This window comes from Capsulimonas corticalis (assembly GCF_003574315.2).
Taxonomy (GTDB): Bacteria; Armatimonadota; Armatimonadia; order Armatimonadales; family Capsulimonadaceae; genus Capsulimonas; species Capsulimonas corticalis.
Genome location: NZ_AP025739.1, coordinates 1,019,482 through 1,039,372, shown reverse-complemented (window position 1 = coordinate 1,039,372; position 19,891 = coordinate 1,019,482). Strand labels below are relative to the sequence as shown.

At 56.9% G+C, this 19,891-nt stretch carries 18 protein-coding genes; 3 read left to right on the top strand and 15 right to left on the bottom strand.

The window, feature by feature from the left end; genetic code table 11:
• Positions 1-261: 261 nt before the first annotated feature.
• The 7 genes from D5261_RS04460 to D5261_RS04430 form a co-directional block, all read right to left on the bottom strand.
• Complete coding sequence (locus D5261_RS04460; RefSeq protein WP_119320874.1) at positions 262-648, bottom strand: hypothetical protein; 387 nt, start codon at positions 646-648, stop codon at positions 262-264.
• A 105-nt stretch (positions 649-753) separates the two neighbouring features.
• Positions 754-1,947, bottom strand: coding sequence for a WD40 repeat domain-containing protein (locus D5261_RS04455; protein ID WP_119320873.1), 1,194 nt, complete (start codon positions 1,945-1,947; stop codon positions 754-756).
• Positions 1,948-1,957: 10 nt separating this feature from the next.
• The gene (locus tag D5261_RS04450) at positions 1,958-3,277 is read right to left on the bottom strand and encodes a glycosyltransferase (RefSeq protein ID WP_119320872.1); all 1,320 of its coding nucleotides are present in this window, start codon (positions 3,275-3,277) and stop codon (positions 1,958-1,960) included.
• A gap of 54 nt (positions 3,278-3,331) precedes the next feature.
• Entirely contained in the window at positions 3,332-4,237 is a 906-nt protein-coding gene (locus tag D5261_RS04445) for a ComEC/Rec2 family competence protein (protein WP_119320871.1), read from the bottom strand.
• Between the two features lie 69 nt (positions 4,238-4,306).
• On the bottom strand, positions 4,307-5,176 hold the full coding sequence (locus D5261_RS04440; protein ID WP_165864103.1) for a helix-turn-helix transcriptional regulator: 870 nt from the start codon (positions 5,174-5,176) through the stop codon (positions 4,307-4,309).
• Between the two features lie 156 nt (positions 5,177-5,332).
• Positions 5,333-6,568 carry a hypothetical protein gene (locus tag D5261_RS04435; protein WP_119320869.1) on the bottom strand — a complete coding sequence of 412 codons (1,236 nt, stop codon included), beginning with the start codon at positions 6,566-6,568 and terminating at the stop codon, positions 5,333-5,335.
• Entirely contained in the window at positions 6,565-7,017 is a 453-nt protein-coding gene (locus tag D5261_RS04430; protein WP_218025559.1) for a hypothetical protein, read from the bottom strand. Before D5261_RS04430 ends, D5261_RS04435 begins: the two co-directional genes overlap by 4 nt.
• Before the next feature lie 271 nt (positions 7,018-7,288).
• Here D5261_RS04430 and D5261_RS04425 point away from each other — a divergent pair, with 271 nt between their 5' ends.
• Positions 7,289-7,534, top strand: coding sequence for a hypothetical protein (locus tag D5261_RS04425; protein ID WP_301002418.1), 246 nt, complete (start codon positions 7,289-7,291; stop codon positions 7,532-7,534).
• Positions 7,535-7,589: 55 nt separating this feature from the next.
• Here D5261_RS04425 and D5261_RS04420 read toward each other — a convergent pair whose 3' ends face one another.
• The gene (locus D5261_RS04420; protein WP_165864102.1) at positions 7,590-9,674 is read right to left on the bottom strand and encodes an RNA polymerase sigma factor; all 2,085 of its coding nucleotides are present in this window, start codon (positions 9,672-9,674) and stop codon (positions 7,590-7,592) included.
• Between the two features lie 182 nt (positions 9,675-9,856).
• On the opposite strand from D5261_RS04420, the gene D5261_RS04415 reads away from it, so the two are divergent.
• A complete protein-coding gene (locus tag D5261_RS04415) occupies positions 9,857-11,644 on the top strand; it encodes a sigma-70 family RNA polymerase sigma factor (protein ID WP_119320866.1) in 1,788 nt (595 codons plus the stop codon).
• Between the two features lie 69 nt (positions 11,645-11,713).
• Here D5261_RS04415 and D5261_RS04410 read toward each other — a convergent pair whose 3' ends face one another.
• On the bottom strand, positions 11,714-12,670 hold the full coding sequence (locus D5261_RS04410) for a hypothetical protein (RefSeq protein WP_119320865.1): 957 nt from the start codon (positions 12,668-12,670) through the stop codon (positions 11,714-11,716).
• 50 nt (positions 12,671-12,720) lie between these two features.
• Complete coding sequence (locus D5261_RS04405) at positions 12,721-12,912, bottom strand: hypothetical protein (RefSeq protein WP_125205917.1); 192 nt, start codon at positions 12,910-12,912, stop codon at positions 12,721-12,723.
• 203 nt (positions 12,913-13,115) lie between these two features.
• Between D5261_RS04405 and D5261_RS04400 the strand changes: the two genes are divergently transcribed.
• Positions 13,116-14,135: an ankyrin repeat domain-containing protein gene (locus D5261_RS04400; RefSeq protein ID WP_119320864.1), complete on the top strand. Its 1,020-nt coding sequence runs from the start codon at positions 13,116-13,118 to the stop codon at positions 14,133-14,135.
• A gap of 12 nt (positions 14,136-14,147) precedes the next feature.
• On the opposite strand, the gene D5261_RS04395 is transcribed toward D5261_RS04400, so the two are convergent.
• From D5261_RS04395 to D5261_RS04375, 5 genes are all read right to left on the bottom strand, one after another.
• Positions 14,148-15,029: a hypothetical protein gene (locus D5261_RS04395; protein ID WP_119320863.1), complete on the bottom strand. Its 882-nt coding sequence runs from the start codon at positions 15,027-15,029 to the stop codon at positions 14,148-14,150.
• A 65-nt stretch (positions 15,030-15,094) separates the two neighbouring features.
• Complete coding sequence (locus tag D5261_RS04390; RefSeq protein WP_119320862.1) at positions 15,095-15,841, bottom strand: LamG domain-containing protein; 747 nt, start codon at positions 15,839-15,841, stop codon at positions 15,095-15,097.
• Between the two features lie 32 nt (positions 15,842-15,873).
• Positions 15,874-16,107 carry a YgiT-type zinc finger protein gene (locus D5261_RS04385; protein WP_119320861.1) on the bottom strand — a complete coding sequence of 78 codons (234 nt, stop codon included), beginning with the start codon at positions 16,105-16,107 and terminating at the stop codon, positions 15,874-15,876.
• A gap of 261 nt (positions 16,108-16,368) precedes the next feature.
• The gene (locus D5261_RS04380) at positions 16,369-18,897 is read right to left on the bottom strand and encodes a S8 family peptidase (RefSeq protein ID WP_218025558.1); all 2,529 of its coding nucleotides are present in this window, start codon (positions 18,895-18,897) and stop codon (positions 16,369-16,371) included.
• On the bottom strand, positions 18,860-19,825 hold the full coding sequence (locus D5261_RS04375) for an AAA family ATPase (RefSeq protein WP_119320859.1): 966 nt from the start codon (positions 19,823-19,825) through the stop codon (positions 18,860-18,862). Before D5261_RS04375 ends, D5261_RS04380 begins: the two co-directional genes overlap by 38 nt.
• Between the last annotated feature and the right edge of the window lie 66 nt (positions 19,826-19,891).

The window sequence follows — 19,891 nt, the reverse complement described above, 5'->3', positions numbered from 1 at the left end:
GGCGACTTTGACACTGTCTTTATAGCAAATGCCGTGCCAAGTCCCAGATTGTGAGTTGAATCACAGAAAATAGTTTGTTGCTTCGTGTGAAAGTGGCTTCTTGGAGCGGCAGTGGTCCGAATGAGCCAGAGAGTCATTCCCTGCGACGTTGCAGTGTTAAACCGGGCGAACATGCCCGTTTACCACAAAAACAAAAGCTGGGCCTACGGAGTTCCCGCAGGCCCAGCTTTTATTTACGTCCGAAATGATTCGCCGCGACGCTTAGTTGACTTTGACGCGCTCGCCCGTGCTCAGATTCTTGTAATACCGCTGACCATTATACGTGTAGTACTTGCGGTCGCCGCGGACATACGAGCTGCTCGAGCTGCGGCGATGGTAACGCGCGCGGTTCTGGGACGCCTTCGACTGGTTCTTCCGCTCGTCCTCATAGCGCTTGGCCGAATACGCCGCGCCGGCGGCGCCCAGCACGCCCAGCGTGTTGTTGTGGTGCGTGAGGCCATAAACGCCGACAGCCGCCGCGCCGATCGCGCCGTTGCGCCAGTTATTCTTGTTCTTCTGACTGTCCGCCATTACCGCCGCCGGCGACAGCGCCGTAATCGCCATCAACGCCGTTGCGGCCAGCACTCCGAAATTCTTCTTGCGATCCATTGTTTCTTTCCTTCCATGGTTTGAATTGTCTTAGCATAACGCTTGCTACATGACTATTCTTACCATCAAGGATGCGATTTTAAAACTTGAGAAAATGCAGGGGTTTCATAGTTTCGACACATCCCAAATCTGGAGCATCGCCGTTCCTTTTTCCGTACGCCCGCTGTTCGCAATCAGCTTCTCATCCGGCGAAACCGCCACTTCCAGGCCGTAGTAGTTTTCTGGCTGCGCTTGAAAGACTTGGACCAACCGTCCTGATTGCGTATTCCAGATTTGCAGCCTTCCGCTCCATCCGGAGCTTGCCAGGAGTGGGCGATGTGGAAAGAAGACAAGCCGATGAGTCCACTTAAAAGTCCCGTTGCCGTCGTATAAGGTACGTGTGGATATTCCGGTGGCAGTGTTCCATAGCCGTACCTGCGTCTCACTCGCGATTGCTAACGTTCGGCTGTCTGGGGAAAACGTCATCGTAACTGGAGTGGTGTTCCCTCCCACTGTGTCGGTCCAACGTTCGCGAAAGTGCTTCCATGTCCAGTTCCGGATGACTGCGCCAGTGTGTGGGTCTCTCAATGCAATTTGTAGATCGGGACCGGGAATAGAATCGGAAGACGATCGTTGACTGAGATAGTCGGAAACATCGTTATGAATAGAGACTGTCGCGAGCAATTTCTCATCCGGTGAGAAACACAGGCCGCAGAGAGTATCCGCGTAGACGCCTCCGCCGTCGGGGAAGGATTCCACATGCGAAGAGGGGGTTGCGAACAGTACTCGCTTACGAGGAATATTGGCGACGCTGAGAATGCCGTTTCCGTAGCCATAGGCTATTAGCTTCCTTGAAGCGGACAGATCGCTAAAAGTTTGGAAGTCGTCGTTGCTCAGGCTAAACAGGTGATCTGGCGTGTCCTTATGTATAGGTTTGGGTGGTGGGAAATTGGGAATATCCGGAGGAAAATAGACGCCCGAATAGCGCCCGTAATACTGTTTTGGAAATTGGGGCTCGGCCAGCGACTGATACTCGGGCGTCTGTGATCTTTTCTTATTTAGCCATAGTGCCCACTGCCTTTTCCGAATATCCCAAACACTGAGACTTTGGCCCACATCCTCCGCGATAATGCGATGGCCGTCGGGAGAAAACGCCATGCGGTCGATCTCTGTTCCGTATCCGTTGGAACTGGGAACAAACGCGATTTGCAGGGGATCATGGGACCGAACGTACTCCATTCGCCAGTAGATCATGACGCAGAGCGCGGCAATCCAGCCGGTGGCGAAGAGAATGAGATGTTTTCGTGGAAGTTTTCTCATAGGGCGTCGATCAATTCTTGCCGATTGGCGATCGTGTGGCGGTGACGGGGTGTTTGGTGCGGGCGAGTTCTTCCAGCAGTGTCGCCGCTTCTTTGGGGCCGTCGCGCCGCTGCATCTCGCTTTGAATTCGCTGCGCCGCTGTTTTGAATTTCGAATCCGATAAGACGCGTTTGACGGCGTTCCGCAGATGGTCTTCGCGCGGCGGGGAGCCTTTGACCCGTACGCCGACGCCGGACCATTCGACACGCGCGCAGACTTCGATCTTGTCTTCGGTGGCTCCGCTGGCGACCATGGGGACGCCGTAGGCGAGCGCATGCTGGACGGTTCCGTAGCTGCCGTTGGTCACGACGGCGTCGACGTGCGGCAGGATCCGGTCGTAGGGAAGGAAGGAGGCGATCCGCGCGTTGTCGGGAACGGGCGTGTCGATCGGCGCGCCGGCGGTGGTCGCGATCACCAGAATGTCTTCCGAGGCGAGCGCGCGGCAGACGGGCTGGATCAAGTCTTTGGGATCGACGGAGATGGTCCCTTGAGTCACCAGCACGACCGGCCGCTGCTTGCGTTCAATCTCCTGACTCCAGCTCGGCAGCGTAAAGCTCGATCCGGAGCTTGGCAGCAATGGCCCAACGAAGTGAACCTGCGGCGGAAGATTCCGGTAGGGATATTCAAAGGACGGCACGGAGCCTTGGAGCCACAGATAGGGCGATAGGAGATCATCGGTGAGCGTCCCATTGCCTTCGGGAAGGCCGTAGTCGCGCCGCGCGTCCCGGTATTTCTGGTGGAGGTCTCGGAACAGGACATTGTCCGACATCCAATGAAGGCTGCGGTTGCGCGCCCGCGCCGCGATTCCATCGCCGGGCGTCAGTCCCAGGCCGAGCGGCGGAGCGTCGCCGGCCGTGTCCGGCAGACCGAGAACGGTGATGTTCAATTTCGCCCAGGGCGGCCCGCCGTCCCGTTCATGCAGAAACCGGGCGCCCAGGAACATGGTGTCGCAGAGTACGGCGTCGGCGGGAAAGTCCGCCAGGATCTCCGCGAGATCGTCGGCCTGTTTGGCGGCGTCCGGAATAAAGACGTTCTCAATATCCCATCGGACTCGGTCCACGCCCTGCAGCGCCATGCGCTCTGGAAAGGCGTCCATCCCCTGCGTCCCATAGAACGAAACGGCGCGCTTCATCGGACGCCACGCGGCGCCCGTCATCTCCACTTTGAGCCGGAACTGCTCTCCGGTATACCAGCAAACGTGATGCCCGCGCGCGACAAGCTCGGCGGCGATGGGAATGATGGGATTGATGTGTCCGATTACGGGAATTGTCCCGATCAAAAAACGCGCCAATGTTCGACCCTCCAGGACGGCGATACGAAGATTATACCTGCCTTATCTGTGAGCTTATTCGCTTCGCTTAACTGCGCCCGTGGCCGTCACCCGCGCCCCATCGCTCACGAATATCACCGCGCCGTCCGTCGCCGTCACGTAAGCCTGAACCCCATGCGCCTTCAGCCGCGCAAGCGTCGCCGGGTTCGGATGATGAAAAGGGTTGTGAAGTCCGCAGGAGATCGCCGCGTAGCGCGGGCGGACGCGGTCCAGCCAGGCGTCGGATGTGGCGTTCGCGGCGCCGTGGTGGCCGCACTTGAGCGCGTCGGCCTGGAGGTTGGGGTAGGCGGCGAGCATATTTTCTTCAGCTTCGAGTTGTGCGTCGCCGTCCAAGAGCATATGGGTTTTGCCGTAGGAGAGCAGAAAGACCGCCGAATAGTTGTTCATCGTCGCATTGTCGGTCGCCGTCCCATAAGGCAGCCCCGTCGGCGGGTTCAGCGCATCGGCGGTCACGCCGTCGCCAAAGTCCAGATGCGTTCCGCGCACGACTCGGCGATAGGGGATATGTCGATTGCGCACCTCGGTCAAAAACGCGGCGTAGGCGGGAGATGGGAACGGGAGCGTGGTTCCGTCAAGCACGGTGTCCGTGTGGACTTCACGCAGGATATCCGGCAGACCGCCGACATGGTCCGCATGCGGGTGCGTGAGCACGATGGCGTCCAGGTGATCGATCCCGCGATAGCGCAGATACGGGACCACCGTGCGCAGACCGACATGGCGCGGATCGCCCTCATCGTCCCGGTTCGAGCCCCCGCCGTCGATCAGCATCGCGTGGCCCGTCGGCGTTTCGATCAAGATGCTGTCGCCCTGGCCGACATCGATCACCGTCACGCGTAGCTTGCCTGCGTCGGGATCGTGGGCGCAGGAGGTGAGGAGAAGGCTAAGCGCAACTATCCACAACCATGAGTGTTTACGGTGCATGACCGCGTCAGTATACCTGCTTGCCGCGCCGCATGAACCAGTCGCCGGCGTTCATGCGGCGCGGCCCATTTACCACAAGCCGTCCTGCACGCCTACTTGTGCGAGTTGCTGGCGGGCCATCCAGCGGCGGAATATTCCGCGTTCCAGTCCCGACTCGATCAATGAGGCGTAAGTGAACGTTTCTGGAGGCTCGCAGGCGCTATCCACCCATGTTGTTTCCCAGAGGTTGTTTTCTTTGACGTATTCGACGAACGGTGAGTACAGGGTGTGGAAATGATCGAGGCGGGCGATCATTTCCGTGATGGTGTGCGCTTTCTCACGCGACGCTTCATCCGCTGCGGATGCCCAGCCGATGGAGCTAAAGAGTTCGCTGACCCACCAACCCATGTCGATCATTCGATTGAGCGTTTCACGCAGATTCTTGTCTGGGTCCGCCCAGGGGACTTGTTGGATTTGACAGAAAAATGTTGCGTCGAGCTGGGCGTCGGTCAGAGCCAATGCGGACGTTAACAGTCCTCGCTTGGCGCGATAATCGTTGTCGAGTAAACGATCCACGAGGTCCATCGGATGTTCTCCTTTGCTTTGTATCGTGCGCAGCTTGCGCGTCTGTGCGTCGTAGTGAACGAGGCTTGCGCCGTGCAGGGCGACGTCGGCGCCGAGGCGCTTACGAAACTGGCTGGGAAGCTCTCCATAAGCGCGTCGAAATGCGCGTGAGAACCCTTCCAGGCTCATATAGCCGGCGTCAAACGCAATGGCGGCGATCGGCGCCGGGGTTTGGCGCAGATCGTGGGCGGCGCGCTCCAAGCGCAGTCGTCGCTGTAAGTCGCCGGGCGTTTCGCCCATCGTATCGCGAAATACGCGCTGAAAATGGTATCGGCTCACGCACGCCTCACCGGCCAGTTCTCCCGAAGGAGATCCAGCGTTGAGATGCCGTTCCATAAGACGCGTCATTTCCGCCCGCCGCCGCTCATAAGCGGCTTGTTTATCGTCTCGGTTTTCGTCCACGCAGAGATTGTATCCGAGAGGAGAGGGGATACAGTTGACTATTCTTGCTCATTTGCGGCCCGTCGAACGGGAAATGCTTTCCGCGCGCATTTACGGCCATTCGTTGTAGTTATCGAGATTTGGAAATGGTCCCAGTTCCGCCAGATGGAGGAACATCTCAGCGGCGTGCCAGGCGTGCGGGCGGCAGATACGGTTTTTCGCGTCGTCACTATTCACATGCGCGAATCGGCCATAGGCCGCCGTTGGAGAATCTTGCTCATAGGTGAGCTGGGACGGTCCAATATATTGGTTTCGATCGGTATAAACGTCACGCCGTACCTGGTGTCCATAGGTTGTCGTCATCAGAGCGTCCATACCGACGGGGGCGTTTCCGTAAAAATGGTCCTCGGCCCAGGCAAGGTAGGGACGACGCTGGCGTGTCTGTTCGTCGAAGCGGGGGCCGTCGATATGCTCGTCCTGGTGCGCCCACCAGATGAGGCTGGAATAACTGTCGTAAACGGGAGGGATCGTGTGATTGTCCGGCAGTCCCAGCGACCGCAGACCAAATTTGAGCCATTTGGTCTGATAAACGGGATGGGGCTCCGAATCCGTGAGACCGCTGATGTGATCGCCGACTCGAAATCTTTTCGCTTCATCGAGCACGACCGGAACAAGCGGATGCGATGCGTCCGAAACCAGCGAAATCATATAAAGCAGCTGGCCCAAATTGTCCGGCTCGTCGACGCCGCGCGCCCGGTCGAAGGGGTCGGAGAGGCCGAGTATCCAGTCGCGAACCAGGTGAAGATTGCGGGTTTTCTCCAAAACCATGCAAATCATTGCTGCTTCCCGGTAGTGGGGGCGATCGTAGACGAAGACATTCGGTCGAGGCGCGCCGTCCATGATATTGAATAGCGCCTCGCGCTGAAGGACCTTCAAGACGACATCGTAGGGATGATATAATTCCGGCCGCTCATACTCCCCCAGGCCACGAAATCGACAAAGCCCAACGCGTCCCGAGGTAACCGATTCGCCGTGCATCTTTACCGAGTGGACGCCATTCTCACTAAACTGCGTTCCTCGATTGCCCACCCATACGCCGCTGCTTCCCTCATCGATCATCATATTTGGCGACTGCGTCCGGTGGGTGTTCGTAAACCAAACGCAGCCGCCCTCCGGCGTGATGGTGAACCGAGTTCCGCCAGGCCATGAATAAAGAACATCCCCCGTCAACGCGTCCCGTAAAGTGGCGTTTTGATAGATAAGCTTGCGGCGTGAACCGAGACCGAAGAGATAATAGTCAGTCTCGGTCGCATATCGTGGTGTGAAATCCATCTGGGGAGTGATCATTGATCGCCTCCAAAATAAATGCGGTAGCGTTCAAGATGCGCGTCGGGAGTAAAGTTATCGAAGTCGCCGGTCAGCTCGCATTCCCCAATGTATTTCAGAGCCTCTTGTGCATTTTCCGAGGCCAATGTCGATAGGTAGGACTTGGTTTGCTCAAGTCCGCCGCCACAGAGCAGCTGAACGTCCAATGCGCACGCCATATCCATGCTCGTTTGTTTGGTGTCCCAAATACGTAAAACATCTTCCAAATGTCCTGCGGCAAAAAGTTGGACGGCGGAAATAAGGGCGAGATCTTCAGCCCGCTGGCGTTCGTCGTTTTGCCGCGCTGGATCTTTGCTGTAGTGGTTTCGCTCGATCTCCGCTTCCCGGTCCAATATGGCGCGGATCTGCGGCAAGGCCAATTCCGGCGGGGTAAGTCCGAAAAGCGAGAGGCTTTCGTCCATCGTCATCATTGTGCGAACTCCGCGCAAAGCTTGCGAGTTTTGTGAACTATTACACTGTAGGATGATACCTGGTCGCCGGTCGCGATCAAAGAGGATAAGAGGCAAAACGTAGCGAAGTGATCGATCTATCGGAACGCTAAGAAATTATCGAGGCCAATAAATGCGAGTGCTTGTGACGGGGTCGACAGCTTGGACGGATAAATTACGCCTCTCCTCCGTGCTCGCGGGTTTTCCTCCGGGGACGGTTTTTGTCACGGGAGATACAGTCGGAATAGACGCATTGGTAATAGAGATCGGCGGCGAACTGGGCTATCGTGTGGATGCGATGCGCAAGACACGGAATGACGCGCAGCGGTATCCGGGCGAAGCCTGGAAAGGGCTGAATGAGCGCCTGATCGCGTCGGGTGTTTCACAGGTTCTGGCTTTCCATCCCGATCTGGGCGCGCCTGGGAAAGCGCGTGGGACGCAGCATGCGATAGACCTTGCGGCGGCTGCGGGTATACCCGTCCAAATTTACGCATCGTAAGGCGCGAAATCGCCAATTTCCCCGCCGCTGTTCGTGCGCCGATCTCCTCCGATTGTTATTCGCGTGGCCGCAAGGCGATCTTGTCGAAATGGAATCGATGCGGCGGCAGGCGTGGGTCGGTCGCCATGACTTGGATGTCCAGGGCGCATGCGGACTGTCCCGGGTGGACTGTTACGGGGATGCTGCTCGGCAGGCGGCCGGTGGCCGGCTGTCCGGGCGAGCCGGCGCCGGGAACCTCGGCGGAGAAGGTTCGCCAGGGCGGGCCTTGCTGTGGACGAGAGATATCGTAGATGATGCTCAAACGGCCATGCTGGGTGTAATACTGCACATCGATTTTGTGCGCGCCAGGGTTGTTGCTGATGGACCAAGCGTCCGGACCGGCGAATGCGAGGCCCTGAACCTTGCCGGTGATCGGTGTTCCGTCAGGCAGCCAGCAGCGATGCCCGTCGGCTCTGGACTGGACCACGGCGAGCACGCTGACGGTTGCGTCGCCCATGGTCTGCTGGAACTGCGGCTGGGCCTGGGGCATCGGAATTTCGCTCTTGGCGCAGCCGGCGATGTGGTCGAACTGCGCCCACATTCGGGGGCGGTGTTCGAGGCGGATCGTGGCGATCCTCAAGAAGCTCTCCGGCGACCAGATTCCGTCCGCCTCCCGCGCGACGATCTGTCCCTGAGCGTCCAATCCCTCGGCTCGGCGCTCCTCGTCGCCGACCGTCTGGCCGGGCGGCAGTAAATTCTGAGATACGATTTTTCGATTTCTGTCCAGGTAATAAACGATGGGCGCGCCCGTGGCGTTGACGCTGGGACCGGCGACGTAGCCGCCGTGGCTGATGAACATATCGTCCCGCGCCGGGCGCAGAGTCAGCGGCGTGTCCGCGAGGACGCGCCATTCGCCTGTTGAGACCCCCAACCGATAGCCGAACTCATGCCGGTTATCGGGTAAGTCCGCGGTGATGAGCGCGTAGGACGGCTTGTTCGCCTCCACGACGGCCGATTCGGCGGGAGCGACATCGGCGTTGAGATTGCCGCCGTAGTCGCTGGTTGTAAATCCGATGAGCTTGCCTTCGGTCGTGATCGTTCCGGAGGCCGGAGTCGTCACGCGAAAACAAAGCTCGCGGGGGACATAACTGCCCGCAGTTTGGCCGACTCGGAACGACGGCGTTCCCGGTGGATCGGCCATCGCGTCCCCAGAGGCGGTCCACCATCCGTTCTGGCTATAGGCATGCCCGTTGACAGTCGCGAGCAACTGATCGGCTGTCACGCCGAGAAGTTCGACGATCGTCCCGTCGGCCAGCGTGACCTTCGGGTTTTGCGGCGTCGCCGAGAGGGGCGCCGCCGTCTTCTGCGTTGATGGGTGAGGGGGCGCGCTTGCATAACGCCCATAGGCCGTTCCCGCTACTCCCGCGCAAAGCGCGATGGCGCCGATTGACGACGCTGTCACGATCAATTTTGTTCTCATCATTTGCTGGGCCGCTCCTTGTGCGAGTTTCAGGACACCCGCGCTCGTTCCAGCATAATCTCCCATTCCCGTGATGGCCGCCGCGATCGTGTTCGCCAGCTCCGGAGGCGCGCTGTGCGCCGCGTCGCTTTCCAGGATCGCCAGCAGCGATATGGAAAGGACGCCGGCTCCAGCCTTGCCCAGGCTGACGCGCAGCCGCTCCACGGCGCGGGAAACGCGTTTCCCGGCGGCGTCTTCCGACACGCCGATCCGCGCGCCGATTTCCGCGAAGGAAAGCTCCTGGTAGAAACGCAAAAGGATCGCCTGACGATCCTTTTCCGAGAGCCGGGAGACGGCGTCGTCCAGCATAAGCGCCACATCGCTTGTCGTCTCCGTTTCCAATTGCGGCCGAGCGTCACGCAGCATCGCGGCGTACCGCCTTTCTCGTTTCCGGGCGTTGCGGGCGACCAGGCGCGACGCGTGGAACAGCCAGCCGGCAAGCGGCGTGTCCGGTTTCAAACGCGGCGCCTTTTGCGCCAGAAGAATAAACACGGCCTGCGTGGCGTCTTCCGCCGTCTGCCGGTCGCCGACCTGCCGCAGACACGTCGCGTAGACGAGATTGATATAGCGCGCCGTGATCGTGCGAAAGGCGTCGTTGGATCCGGATTCCACATATTTTCGAATGAGCTGATGATCCTGCATGGGTGTCCTAATCAAGTTCTGTACGCGCACGCGCCAAATCCGACACACGACGCAAAAGAAATTCTGCATGAGAAACGGAATCGGTGAAGGTGGAAGGCCGCTTGTTCAGATATTATGGCCCACCGGTAACTTTTCCCGCGCGGCGCGGCTCTTTACTGGGAGAGACGCGAGAGGAAGTCATTTTGGAAGAGTATCGAGAGTGGATTGTGCTGGCGCAGGACGAAGGCGCGGAGATGAAGGAGCGGCATCGGGCGTTCGCGCGGGTCGTTCGGCGCTTCCACGGGATGGCGTATGCTTACGCGCACGGGTACTTGGGCGATGGGCGCGATGCGGAGGATGCTGCGCAGGAATCGTTCGTGACGGTGTGGCTTCAGCTGCCGAAGCTGCGCGATCCGGCGACGTTTCCGGCGTGGCTGAGGCGGATCGTGATTTCCCAGTGCTGCCGTTTGACGCGGGGCAGGCAGATCGCGATCGTTGCGCTGGACAGCGCGCTGGGAGTAGGCTCGAACGAATATGAACCGGCGCGGTTGTCCGAGCTGCGGATGTTCCGCGAGGATGTTCACGCCGCAATTGGGTCCTTGGGCGAGAATGAGCGGATTGCCGTGATGATGTTTTACATTGGTGGTTACACCTATCACGACATCGCCGAGTTCCTGAGCGTTCCCCTTTCGACTGTCAAAAAACGGCTTTATTCCGCTCGCGGTCGTCTCCGAGAAAGGATGACCGAGATGATGCGAGAGACATTGGGGCAAGATCCGAACACGGCGACGGACACGATTATGTCCACGATTCAATTCTTCCAGGCGCTTAAGGCGGGGGACGCGACGGAGGCGGCGCGGCTGCTTGACGAGCGCCCCGCGCTGCTGACCGCCACGATGACCGATGGCTATGGGATTGCGCGTCAGTCTCCGCTGGCCGCGTCCATCGGAGCCGGAAAGCAGGTGTCGGTGGAGCTTCTTCTGACACGAGGCGCCGCGACCGAAGACGAAGTCCACACGGCCGCCGCACGCGGCTTCCGGAGTATCGCCCGCGTTCTGGTGGACGCCGGAGGGATCGACGACGACACTCTCGATGCTCCCGCCCCCGACGTGCGGACGTTCTTCCGCGACGTTCATTCCGGCGACGCCGAGCGCGTCAAAGCGCGGCTGGAGCGGCAGACGGATCTTAGCGAACTTCGGGACCGTCTGGGCCGAACGCCTCTTCTGATCGCCGCCGCCGACGGCTATGCGGACATTGTAGGGATCCTTCTGGACCATGGGGCGGATATCCACGCTGTCGATCGGACGCATCGGAGCGCGCTTCAGCATGCGGCGAAGAACGCGAACTGGTGCAACCAGGGTCATACGGAAACGATCGAGCTGCTTGCGGCGCAGGGGCACGCCTATGACGTCTTTACGGTCGCGAGCGCCGGCGTGCTGTCTCTGGTGACGCAGCTTGTGGAAGCGCAGCCGGAGTTGGTGAATGTGGAGAACGACTCGGGGCAGACGCCGCTGGAGTGCGCGATCATCGGTTTCGCCAAAGGCGCGTCAGAGGTGATCGAGTACCTGATGACTAAGAACCCGGTGATGAATATCTGGATGGCGTCCCAGTTTTGCGATGTCGAGCGCGTGCGCGCTCTGCTCGCCGCCGACCCGGAGCTCGCCAATGCGCCGCGCGGCGAGGCCGGAAGTAAGAGGCCGCTGCACGCCGTCGCCCAGAACTGGCGACCCCAGGAGATGGCCGCCGCTGTCGTCCACCTGCTCGCCGAGCACGGCGCGGACGTGAACGCCGTTGAGAGTGGCTTCGGATGGACCCCGCTGCACGCCTGCGCCGAATGGTGGAACGACACCCAGATCGCCGGCGCGCTTCTGGAGCACGGCGCCGATGTGAACGCCCGCGCCGCTCAGGGCTGGACGCCGCTGCGCTACGCCGTCGCGCTGGGACGCGACACGATGGCGGCGTTTCTGCGGGAGCATGGAGGAGAGGAGTAACGGACGCCCGGCTCCCTCGCCTGGCGATGACTAGGCGAGGGAGGCGTTCGACCCAGCGCCGGCGCTGACCTAGGGCTGCTGGTCGGCGAATGGGTCGAACACGGGCGGAATGGAGTCTGTTTTATTGGGCTTTGCCGGCTCCGCGGCCGGCTGAGGCGCCGCAGGGCGCGGCGCCTGACCGTAACTTGCCGCCGGTTGCTGCGGCGTCGCCGGCTGTCCGTAGGTCGGAGCGTACTGCGGCTGGGCTTGCCCGTAAGGCTGCGGGTGCTGGGGCGGCTGGGCTTGCCCGTAAGGGGGATATGGGGGAGGGAATCCGACCGGCGTGTTCGCCATCTGGGGCGAATAGGGTATGGACCCGAGGCCGGGCTGCGTCGGCAGATCGTCCTGCTTGGCGTTTCGCCGGAAGGGGTTGTCGTCGCCGATCCACATCTGGACACATCCGTATCCCAGGATCAGGCCAAGCAGGAGCGACCCCAGCGCCCTCCAGAGATTGGGTTTTGCTCCGTCGGCAATCACGACCAGGTTGTCGTCCACGGAGGGCCCCGTGTTCTCCAGTCGGCGAGTGATGCTGGAATCGCGAGTCATCCCGGTTTGCACCATGCCCGTGATATCCATCCGCCGATAAACCGGCGTCCGCGCGTAAACGGTTTGTTCGCCGCTGGAGTCCGAGCCGCCGGAGGCGTCCTGGGCCGCCTGCATCAACGCCGGATCGGCGGTGCGAACGAAGACCGAAACGGGCGTATTGGGAGCTTCGTTCGGCTGATGGAGGGCGATGTAATCGTAGGCGGGATGATCCCCGTAGCCGGGGCGACGCCCGTCGTCGGTCAGGGCGATGGACTGGCTCAGATCGAGATAACCGCCGGTAACGTGGTACCAGCCGGAGTTTGGGGCAATGTGGGCAAATTGATTGGCGGTCATCGTTTTGGGGTGCGGATTGGCGAGGCCGACATACAGCCCATTGATCCCCGCGCCAAAGAACGAGATCGCCCCGAGCGGCATCAGCAATTTCCAGCGTCTCAGCAGCATTGGAAGATTCTCCTCAGTAATACGCCTTGCTTACGATGAATATTATACCATTATGTCTGCCCGCTGATTCCGCGCTCATACGACTGCTTTTGGGGGATCGCGCTGGGCGACATGCCGGATAGCGCCGTCGCGCTATGCCCTCCCCTCATTCGCGCGTTGCGCGGACGCGGCGGCGAGGCGCGCGAGCCATTGGCGGTGACTTCTTCGGGGAGGAGGATACTGTCTACCTGCAAAGAAGCCATCAATTCACGGAAATCCCGCGTTGTGCTCTAGGTATGCAGAGGGAATAGGGTAGAATAACAACAGCGCGATGGGATCGCGTCCGTGTCCGCGGAAAGAGCCGTGCTCAGCCCTATTTACACTTTCCGCCACACCTATGACACTCTTTTCTGCCTGACCTAGCGGACAGCAGGCCGGCGCATGGACGCCAGGAAAGGAGAACGTTATGACCACGCCTCATGGCATCGACCTCGATCAGTACAAGACACAGGCCAAAGATCTGCTCAAGCAGGCCCGCGCTGGAGACGCCGCCACTTTGACGCGATTGCGCGTGAGCCATCCCGAAGGCGAGCGCCTCTTTTCTCTTCCCCACATCGCCCTCGCCGATAGTCAGCTTGTCATTGCGCGCGAGAATGGCTATGGAAGCTGGACGAAATTCAAAGAGCATTTGCTCTTTCAGCAGGGCGTTGGCGCGCTGGACGCCGGGGACCTCCCAAAGCTCGAAGCGCTGTTAAACAAATATCCCGCTCTGATACGATACCACTGCCATCACGGCGAGTATGCGCAAGGGTACTTCGCGGGCGCGACGCTTCTCCATCACATTGCCGGCAATCCCATTCGATGTCCAATTCCGGCAAATATCGTGGACGTCACACGCCTGCTGCTCGCGCGCGGCGCCGATCCGAACGCCCTCGCCGGCGCTTCCACCACAATTGGGCTTTTGATCACAAGCCGTCAGGCGTTCGAGGCGAGTGTCGCGGCTCCGCTGATCGAACTGCTGGAGGCCTCCGGGGCGAGTGAGCGCATCCTCGACGATCCCGACGTACTCTCGCAGCCGCTCTGGAACGGCGGCCGGGCGACGGCGGAAGCGCTCGTGAAGCGCGGCGCGGCGATGGATGTCCGCCACGCCGCCGCGCTCGGACGCCTGGATCTTCTGCCAGCCCTGCTTGGAGAAGATCCCAATTCGCAACTACTCGAAGAATCGCTCGTTTACGCCTGCGTGCAGAACGAAGTGGAAGTCGTCCGATATTTGCTTCGGAGCGGCGCGAGGGGGGATGTGAACGCGTCGCCCGGCGGCCAATCCTCCGCGCTGCACAACGCGGCGTGGCGCGGGTTTTCGGAGATCGTGGCGCTGCTTCTGGAGAACGGCGCCCGTACGGATCAGCGCGATAACCAATGGAATGGAACTCCGGCAGACTGGACGGAGCATGGGGGACACACGGAACTGGCGGCGCTGCTTCAGTAGTTTGGTTAAGAATTATGTGGACGCTGACAGGCGCTCGTCGATTTGCTTCCGGATTGTTTCATTGGTGTGATGAAGCGCCCAGCTCCGCAAATTCTTCTCCGCTTCCGTATCTTCAGGAATCAAATCGCGCAGCAGGAACGCGGCTCGGATGGCATGGATATCCTGGGGCGTCGGGTTTTCTATTTCGTTCTCCACTGTCACGCTGTTGACAGTGGAGAAGCTCATGACATGACCGTCGAGCAACGGGTGGCGCTGCTCTCGGCCATGGACCTGCATAATCTCGCGCAGCAGTGGAGTGTATTTTCGCGCTTCGTCCGGCGCATATTGCACGAGCGGCTCCAGAATACTGAGTGTATCGATAGGATCCTCTTCTATCGATTCCTCAATGAGTTCGCGCAGCGCCTGAGCCACGGGCGGCGCGTACAGGGCGAACTTCGCGAGGCTATTGATTGAGTACATAATCAATTCATACCGCCAGTCAGGGATGTTCTGCGCAATTTCTCGGGCAATCGCTTCTCGCTCCAGCCCTTCTATTCCGAATCGACAGAGAATATCCACCGCATTCGCCTGAGTCCAATCGTAGTTGCCGAACGCGACCTTGCGCAGCAAAGGCAGCGCCGGTTCGCGCAGCATGTAGAGGATTTCAAAGATCGCCGCCTGGCAAGCCGCCATCCAACTTCCCAGACCTCGGAAACGCTCGCTTTGGCCGTCTGGTATGGCCGGGGGGCGATGGAAAAACGGCGGCAGTTCGTCAATATATTTCGCGCCGAGCGCCCGCGCCGCCTTTCTTGCATTGTCCTGGAATGCCTCCTTGTTTTCCGAGGACGCAGTCGCCGCAATCCAGTCAGCAACGCCGCGCTTCTCCATGTCTTCATTCTCTTGTACGACGGTCATGTGCTGTTCTTTCGCCTTTCGGGTATTTATCGAGGTCATTCACACGCGCACTACTCGGCAACATCCTATTTATTGGCGTCGTAGAGCATCTTCACCCCGTCGGCGCCCAGCGCCTTGTTGTAAAACCGCAGTTCGTCGATATTCCCTTGAAACCAGTCTGGATCCTCGCCCGGAACCGAGACTTCCCCTTTGTGTCCGATGCACAGCCCCGACGCCGATTTCCCAATCTGCACATTGGACGCTTCCGCTTCGAGCGCGCCGTTCACGTAGGTTTTAAAGCTGCCGGCGTCGTAGGTGACGGCGATGTGATACCAAGTTCCCGGAATCACCACCGTCTTCGACTGCGCGACATCGTTGGCGTCACGCCCCGAATAAAAGCGTCCCTGCCGGTCGATAATCACGCCATAATCCCAAGCGCCCTTCGTGGCCGCCTTCACGAAGACCGCCTGATAACTCCCCGTCGCCTCCGGCCGCACCCAAGCGCTGATCGTAAACTGCCCTGCCGGATCGAGATCAAACACCGGCGCAAACGGCACGCCCGCATACGCCGACTTCCCATCCAGCGCGAAACACTGCCCCGCCTTCCCCGGCTGATACTGCATCCCCGCCGACGGATTCGCATTGTGCCCGCCAACCAAATCGCGCGCGTTTCCATCGCCCGGCCAGTAAGCGATCAGCCCATCCTTCGGGATAGGTTTGTGTGTAATATGCGGCGCGGCGACGGCGGCCGTGACTGGGATCAGGATGGCGAACGCGGCCGCAGTGGCGCGAGCGGCGAGCGAGTTTCGTCGGGAAAGAGAAGTCATGGACATAGTGATTTCCTTTATTTCATCGGGCAATATCTTTAAAGGTGACAGTCCGGTTCAAGTTGCCGACCATGAAGCGTTCGATAGATCTCGAACGCCTCCTGAAAGATAGCACTATCGAGTACACGGTCAAAGACCCGCTTTCCGCAGGCGTCACAGAGGCGCACCGCTTCATGCACGATAATCTTGTCGCCCTTGACATGGCATATCTCGTCGCGTTCGACGATGTGCATCGCTTCGGATTCACACTGATCGCATTTGAACTGCTTCATTGATTTTTTTTATTAAGGAATGGCCATGGAATACGGAGTCTAGTAAAGGGAAATACTTCGAGTGGTCTCTGGGTATAAGTCGTATTAGGCGATGAGGGCGCACAGTTCCATGAGAAACTTAGCGATTTAGTCGTTTGCAGTTATCGTGATCCATCTTATTTAAATTAAGCCTCCTAGGATAACATTAATTGAAATTTATTTCTTCGCTGGAGATAGCGAAGGGCATCATTCGTGTATCATGATGAATGTCATCGGCAAGTGTTATATTCCAGGCACCGTGGTTTCAACTTGCTGAACTTGACTTGCAACTGAAACTTGATGCAAAACTGGTGTATATAAATCTACTTCGACAGCTGGAGTGCTAATAGAAACAATTAGTGAGTATCTGGTCCGATTCGCGTATTTATTCAGATAACTGCGTTCTCGCCACCAACCGCCCACTGGATAAATACCAACAAAGTTGCAAGTCGCTATGTCTGCCGCCGTTCCATGGATGCTATCCGAATGTACAGAACCGACATCGCGAGCATTCGTACCAAGTAACCATCTACCCGATGTACTGCCAAATTCATATGTTTCGTTGTCGTCCCGCGCGGCAGCATTCATTCTCCCAACAAATTCATTATTAGTTTCTCCGGGCATATTCACATCGAATCTCAAACCATGTGAAGCATAACGATATCTATCTTTCCAACCTCTTTCACCTGGCCCAGGCTCTACAAAATACGATAAAGTTATTTTTAAAGTAACTTGAACGTCACCCATTTTCAACAATTCATCTTTAGGCCATGGTAATTCGTGAAGGTCCATTTCATTAGTCGATGGACGATTGTCTTTACCCAGCGAGAATGGTTGTAACTCGTTTTGAGTGATGAGAGTAAGGTAATTTCCTGCACACTCTAGCGCCCGAGTTTCCAATGGAACACCGTATCCGCAAATTCGCAATAATTTATTATAGGAAGTTTTTGTTTCATCTGATAGAAACTGTTGCTTCATTGCTTCGGTCCATTCGGCTGAGTGGACCATTAATGCACGCACTGTTTCTGGCCAAGCGTCTGGATAAGCGTCTTGAATACGAGCCGCGAGATTTGCAGCGAGCCCAGTTGCTGCACTTGTCATATGCATCGAATCGAATTGCCTGCGGGCATGTTGCCTATATGTGGAGAGCATTGACAAATCGTCGCATACGCTTGCAGAAGTACCATCTAATGATGCTGCGGCATTGCCGCCCTCAAAGAGCACTTCCGGTTTTATAGGCCATTTCATGTCCCAGGTGGCAGATGTTGAACTAAAAGGTGATAACTCTCCGGCAGCAGCAATAGCTACGTAACCGTCAAATGTCGGGTCGGTTATCGATATCATCTCGGTGTATGCGCCAATAGTCAATGCATTCCAAGATTGCCCAGGATCATGTACCGAATTTTCCTTATTGCTCTCTGGAAATGTAAGCCAATGATCTGGATCGGAAACATTACCTGCCGATACTATAAATAGGCGTTTTTGATTGTCGTCAGCACCTGAAGTGATTGCGTCTATGGCCGCAGACCATGATGATGGTCTGCCACGATCACGATCATCTGTAGCAGTAACAGCCATACACGTAATATGTTTCAATTTGGGAGACGTAATCTCTACTAGGCTAATCGCCTGAGAAACTATATGTCCATATAGCTTAGGGTCATTCTCTCCATTAGGGGGGAGGATTTTTACGGATTCTAATTTGTGATCGATAAAGACTTCTTCACTATTCTCCATCGCTGCCCGCAAATTGCCATAACCAACCAAGCCACACATTAGTGTACCGTGTCCATGATGATCGGTAACACCCCAACTTGTGTTGAATGTATGACAATCAGAATCTGACAACAATGGTTGAAGTAAAGGATGACCGTTATTGACACCAGTATCTAGCAAAGAGATTGCAACTTTTGGTTCTCTTGGTGTACGCAATCGCCCAAGCAATTCTTGTGACCAATTTGTTTGATCTGCGTTTTCGAGTTCTAAGAAGTACCTCGCAGTGTCTTTAGCTCTTCTCAACTCTGCAATAAAATCGGCCGCTTCTATTAACTGATGCAAATCTGATAAATTTGCTGTCACAATTAGTACACTGCGCTCAGGAAATTTTATTGACCCATTTTCACAATGAATTGAAAGCTGCTTGCATGTATCACGGAATCTGTTCTCAGTTTCTTCATTTTCGACATGCAACCACACTTCACATTTTACACGCTCGGTACTAGGCAATAGAGTGATATTATCTAACCAAAAGGAAGCAATTATAGCTTTTCGAATACTCTCTATGCTCTCGACCGATGCCTTGTTCTTTGGCTGTCCGAACCTTGATTCGCTATTGCCATAGTCGCGAATTTTTTTTGCAAAATATGCCCTCCGTGATCGAGGAACATATACGGTCGCATATACAGTGTCATTTATTGAACGCGTTGACATTAACCGGACGCCTTGTCTTCGGTCTTCAAGGCTCTTGATCATAAGATCGTAGCCTTTTAAGCCAGAAAATTCAAGGTATATACCGTCTCGAGCGGGCACCGATACGAATAATCGCTCGGCAACTGTCGTTTCAGAGGCTGTCCATGCGGCATCAAACTCAGTCGCCAATCGTTCGGCGTGAGGCAAGCGGTTACGCTCTAGGATTTTACTGTTTCCGCCACCACCTGTACCTGGGCGTTTATACTTTTGGTTATGAACCTTATCGTTAAGAAAAATATGCTTTAGAGGGGTAGAAGGCATAGGGTCATTCACGTTCTGTTTCGTATGCAGTGCGTCGGTCATATAACATATCACGTAGGAGCGTGGTTGTAACCTTGTCACGTCCGCTTAGGATTGCCTCTTTAATTGCATCGTCGCAGGCTTGTGAGATTTCAGCGTGACTTAGTGGTAACTGGTCCTTAATCGCGCTACTAAATGAAAGACTTTGGCTCTTGAAAATTCCTAGACGATTTGCCATTAAGCGCTTTGCCTCTGAATCCGTTGGCACATCATATCGGATTACATCGTCAAACCTTCGAAATAGTGCCTGATCAAGCAGACGGATATTATTTGTTGCAGCGATGATTAGACTGTCTGATTGATCACGTTCAATGAATTGAAGGAAAGAATTGAGAACACGTCTGATTTCACCAACATCGTTACTTTGTTCACGCTCCCCACCAATAGCATCAAATTCATCGAATAGATAGACGCCTTTGCGCTCCTCCATACATTCGAATACTACCCGAAGTTTGGCGCTAGTTTCTCCCATATACTTGGTGACCAGCTTGTCCGTTAGTACTGTAAGGAGCGGAAGCCCCAGCTCAAACGCTAATACTTGAGCCGTCATAGTCTTCCCTGTTCCGGGAGGGCCGAAAATCAGCAGCTTTCTTCTGTTTTCTAGACCATGCCGTTTTAAACGATCCAATTGACGATACTCAAGGATTACACGCTCTAAACGTCGTTTGGTAGCTGCGTTAATAATCATGTCACTCAGACGTTGGGTCGGCTCCCACATCTCGAAAATATTATCATATTCTTGATGAGCTGGGAAGAGGCGTACAGATCTTGCGGTTCCTCGCTCAACCGACGTACGGATTTCGTGAGCGAGCGCCGAATGACCTTGTCTGGCTTCATGAGCCGCCAACTGCAGGGCAATTGTCGAGAAGCGCTCTCGGTCATCCTCAAAGTGTGATTTTATGAGTGATTTTAATTGATCAGCAGTGGCCATACGTTCCTGTCCATTGCGATACAGCCGGATTTGCGTCTTTTGTGACTATCCACATGTTGACACACG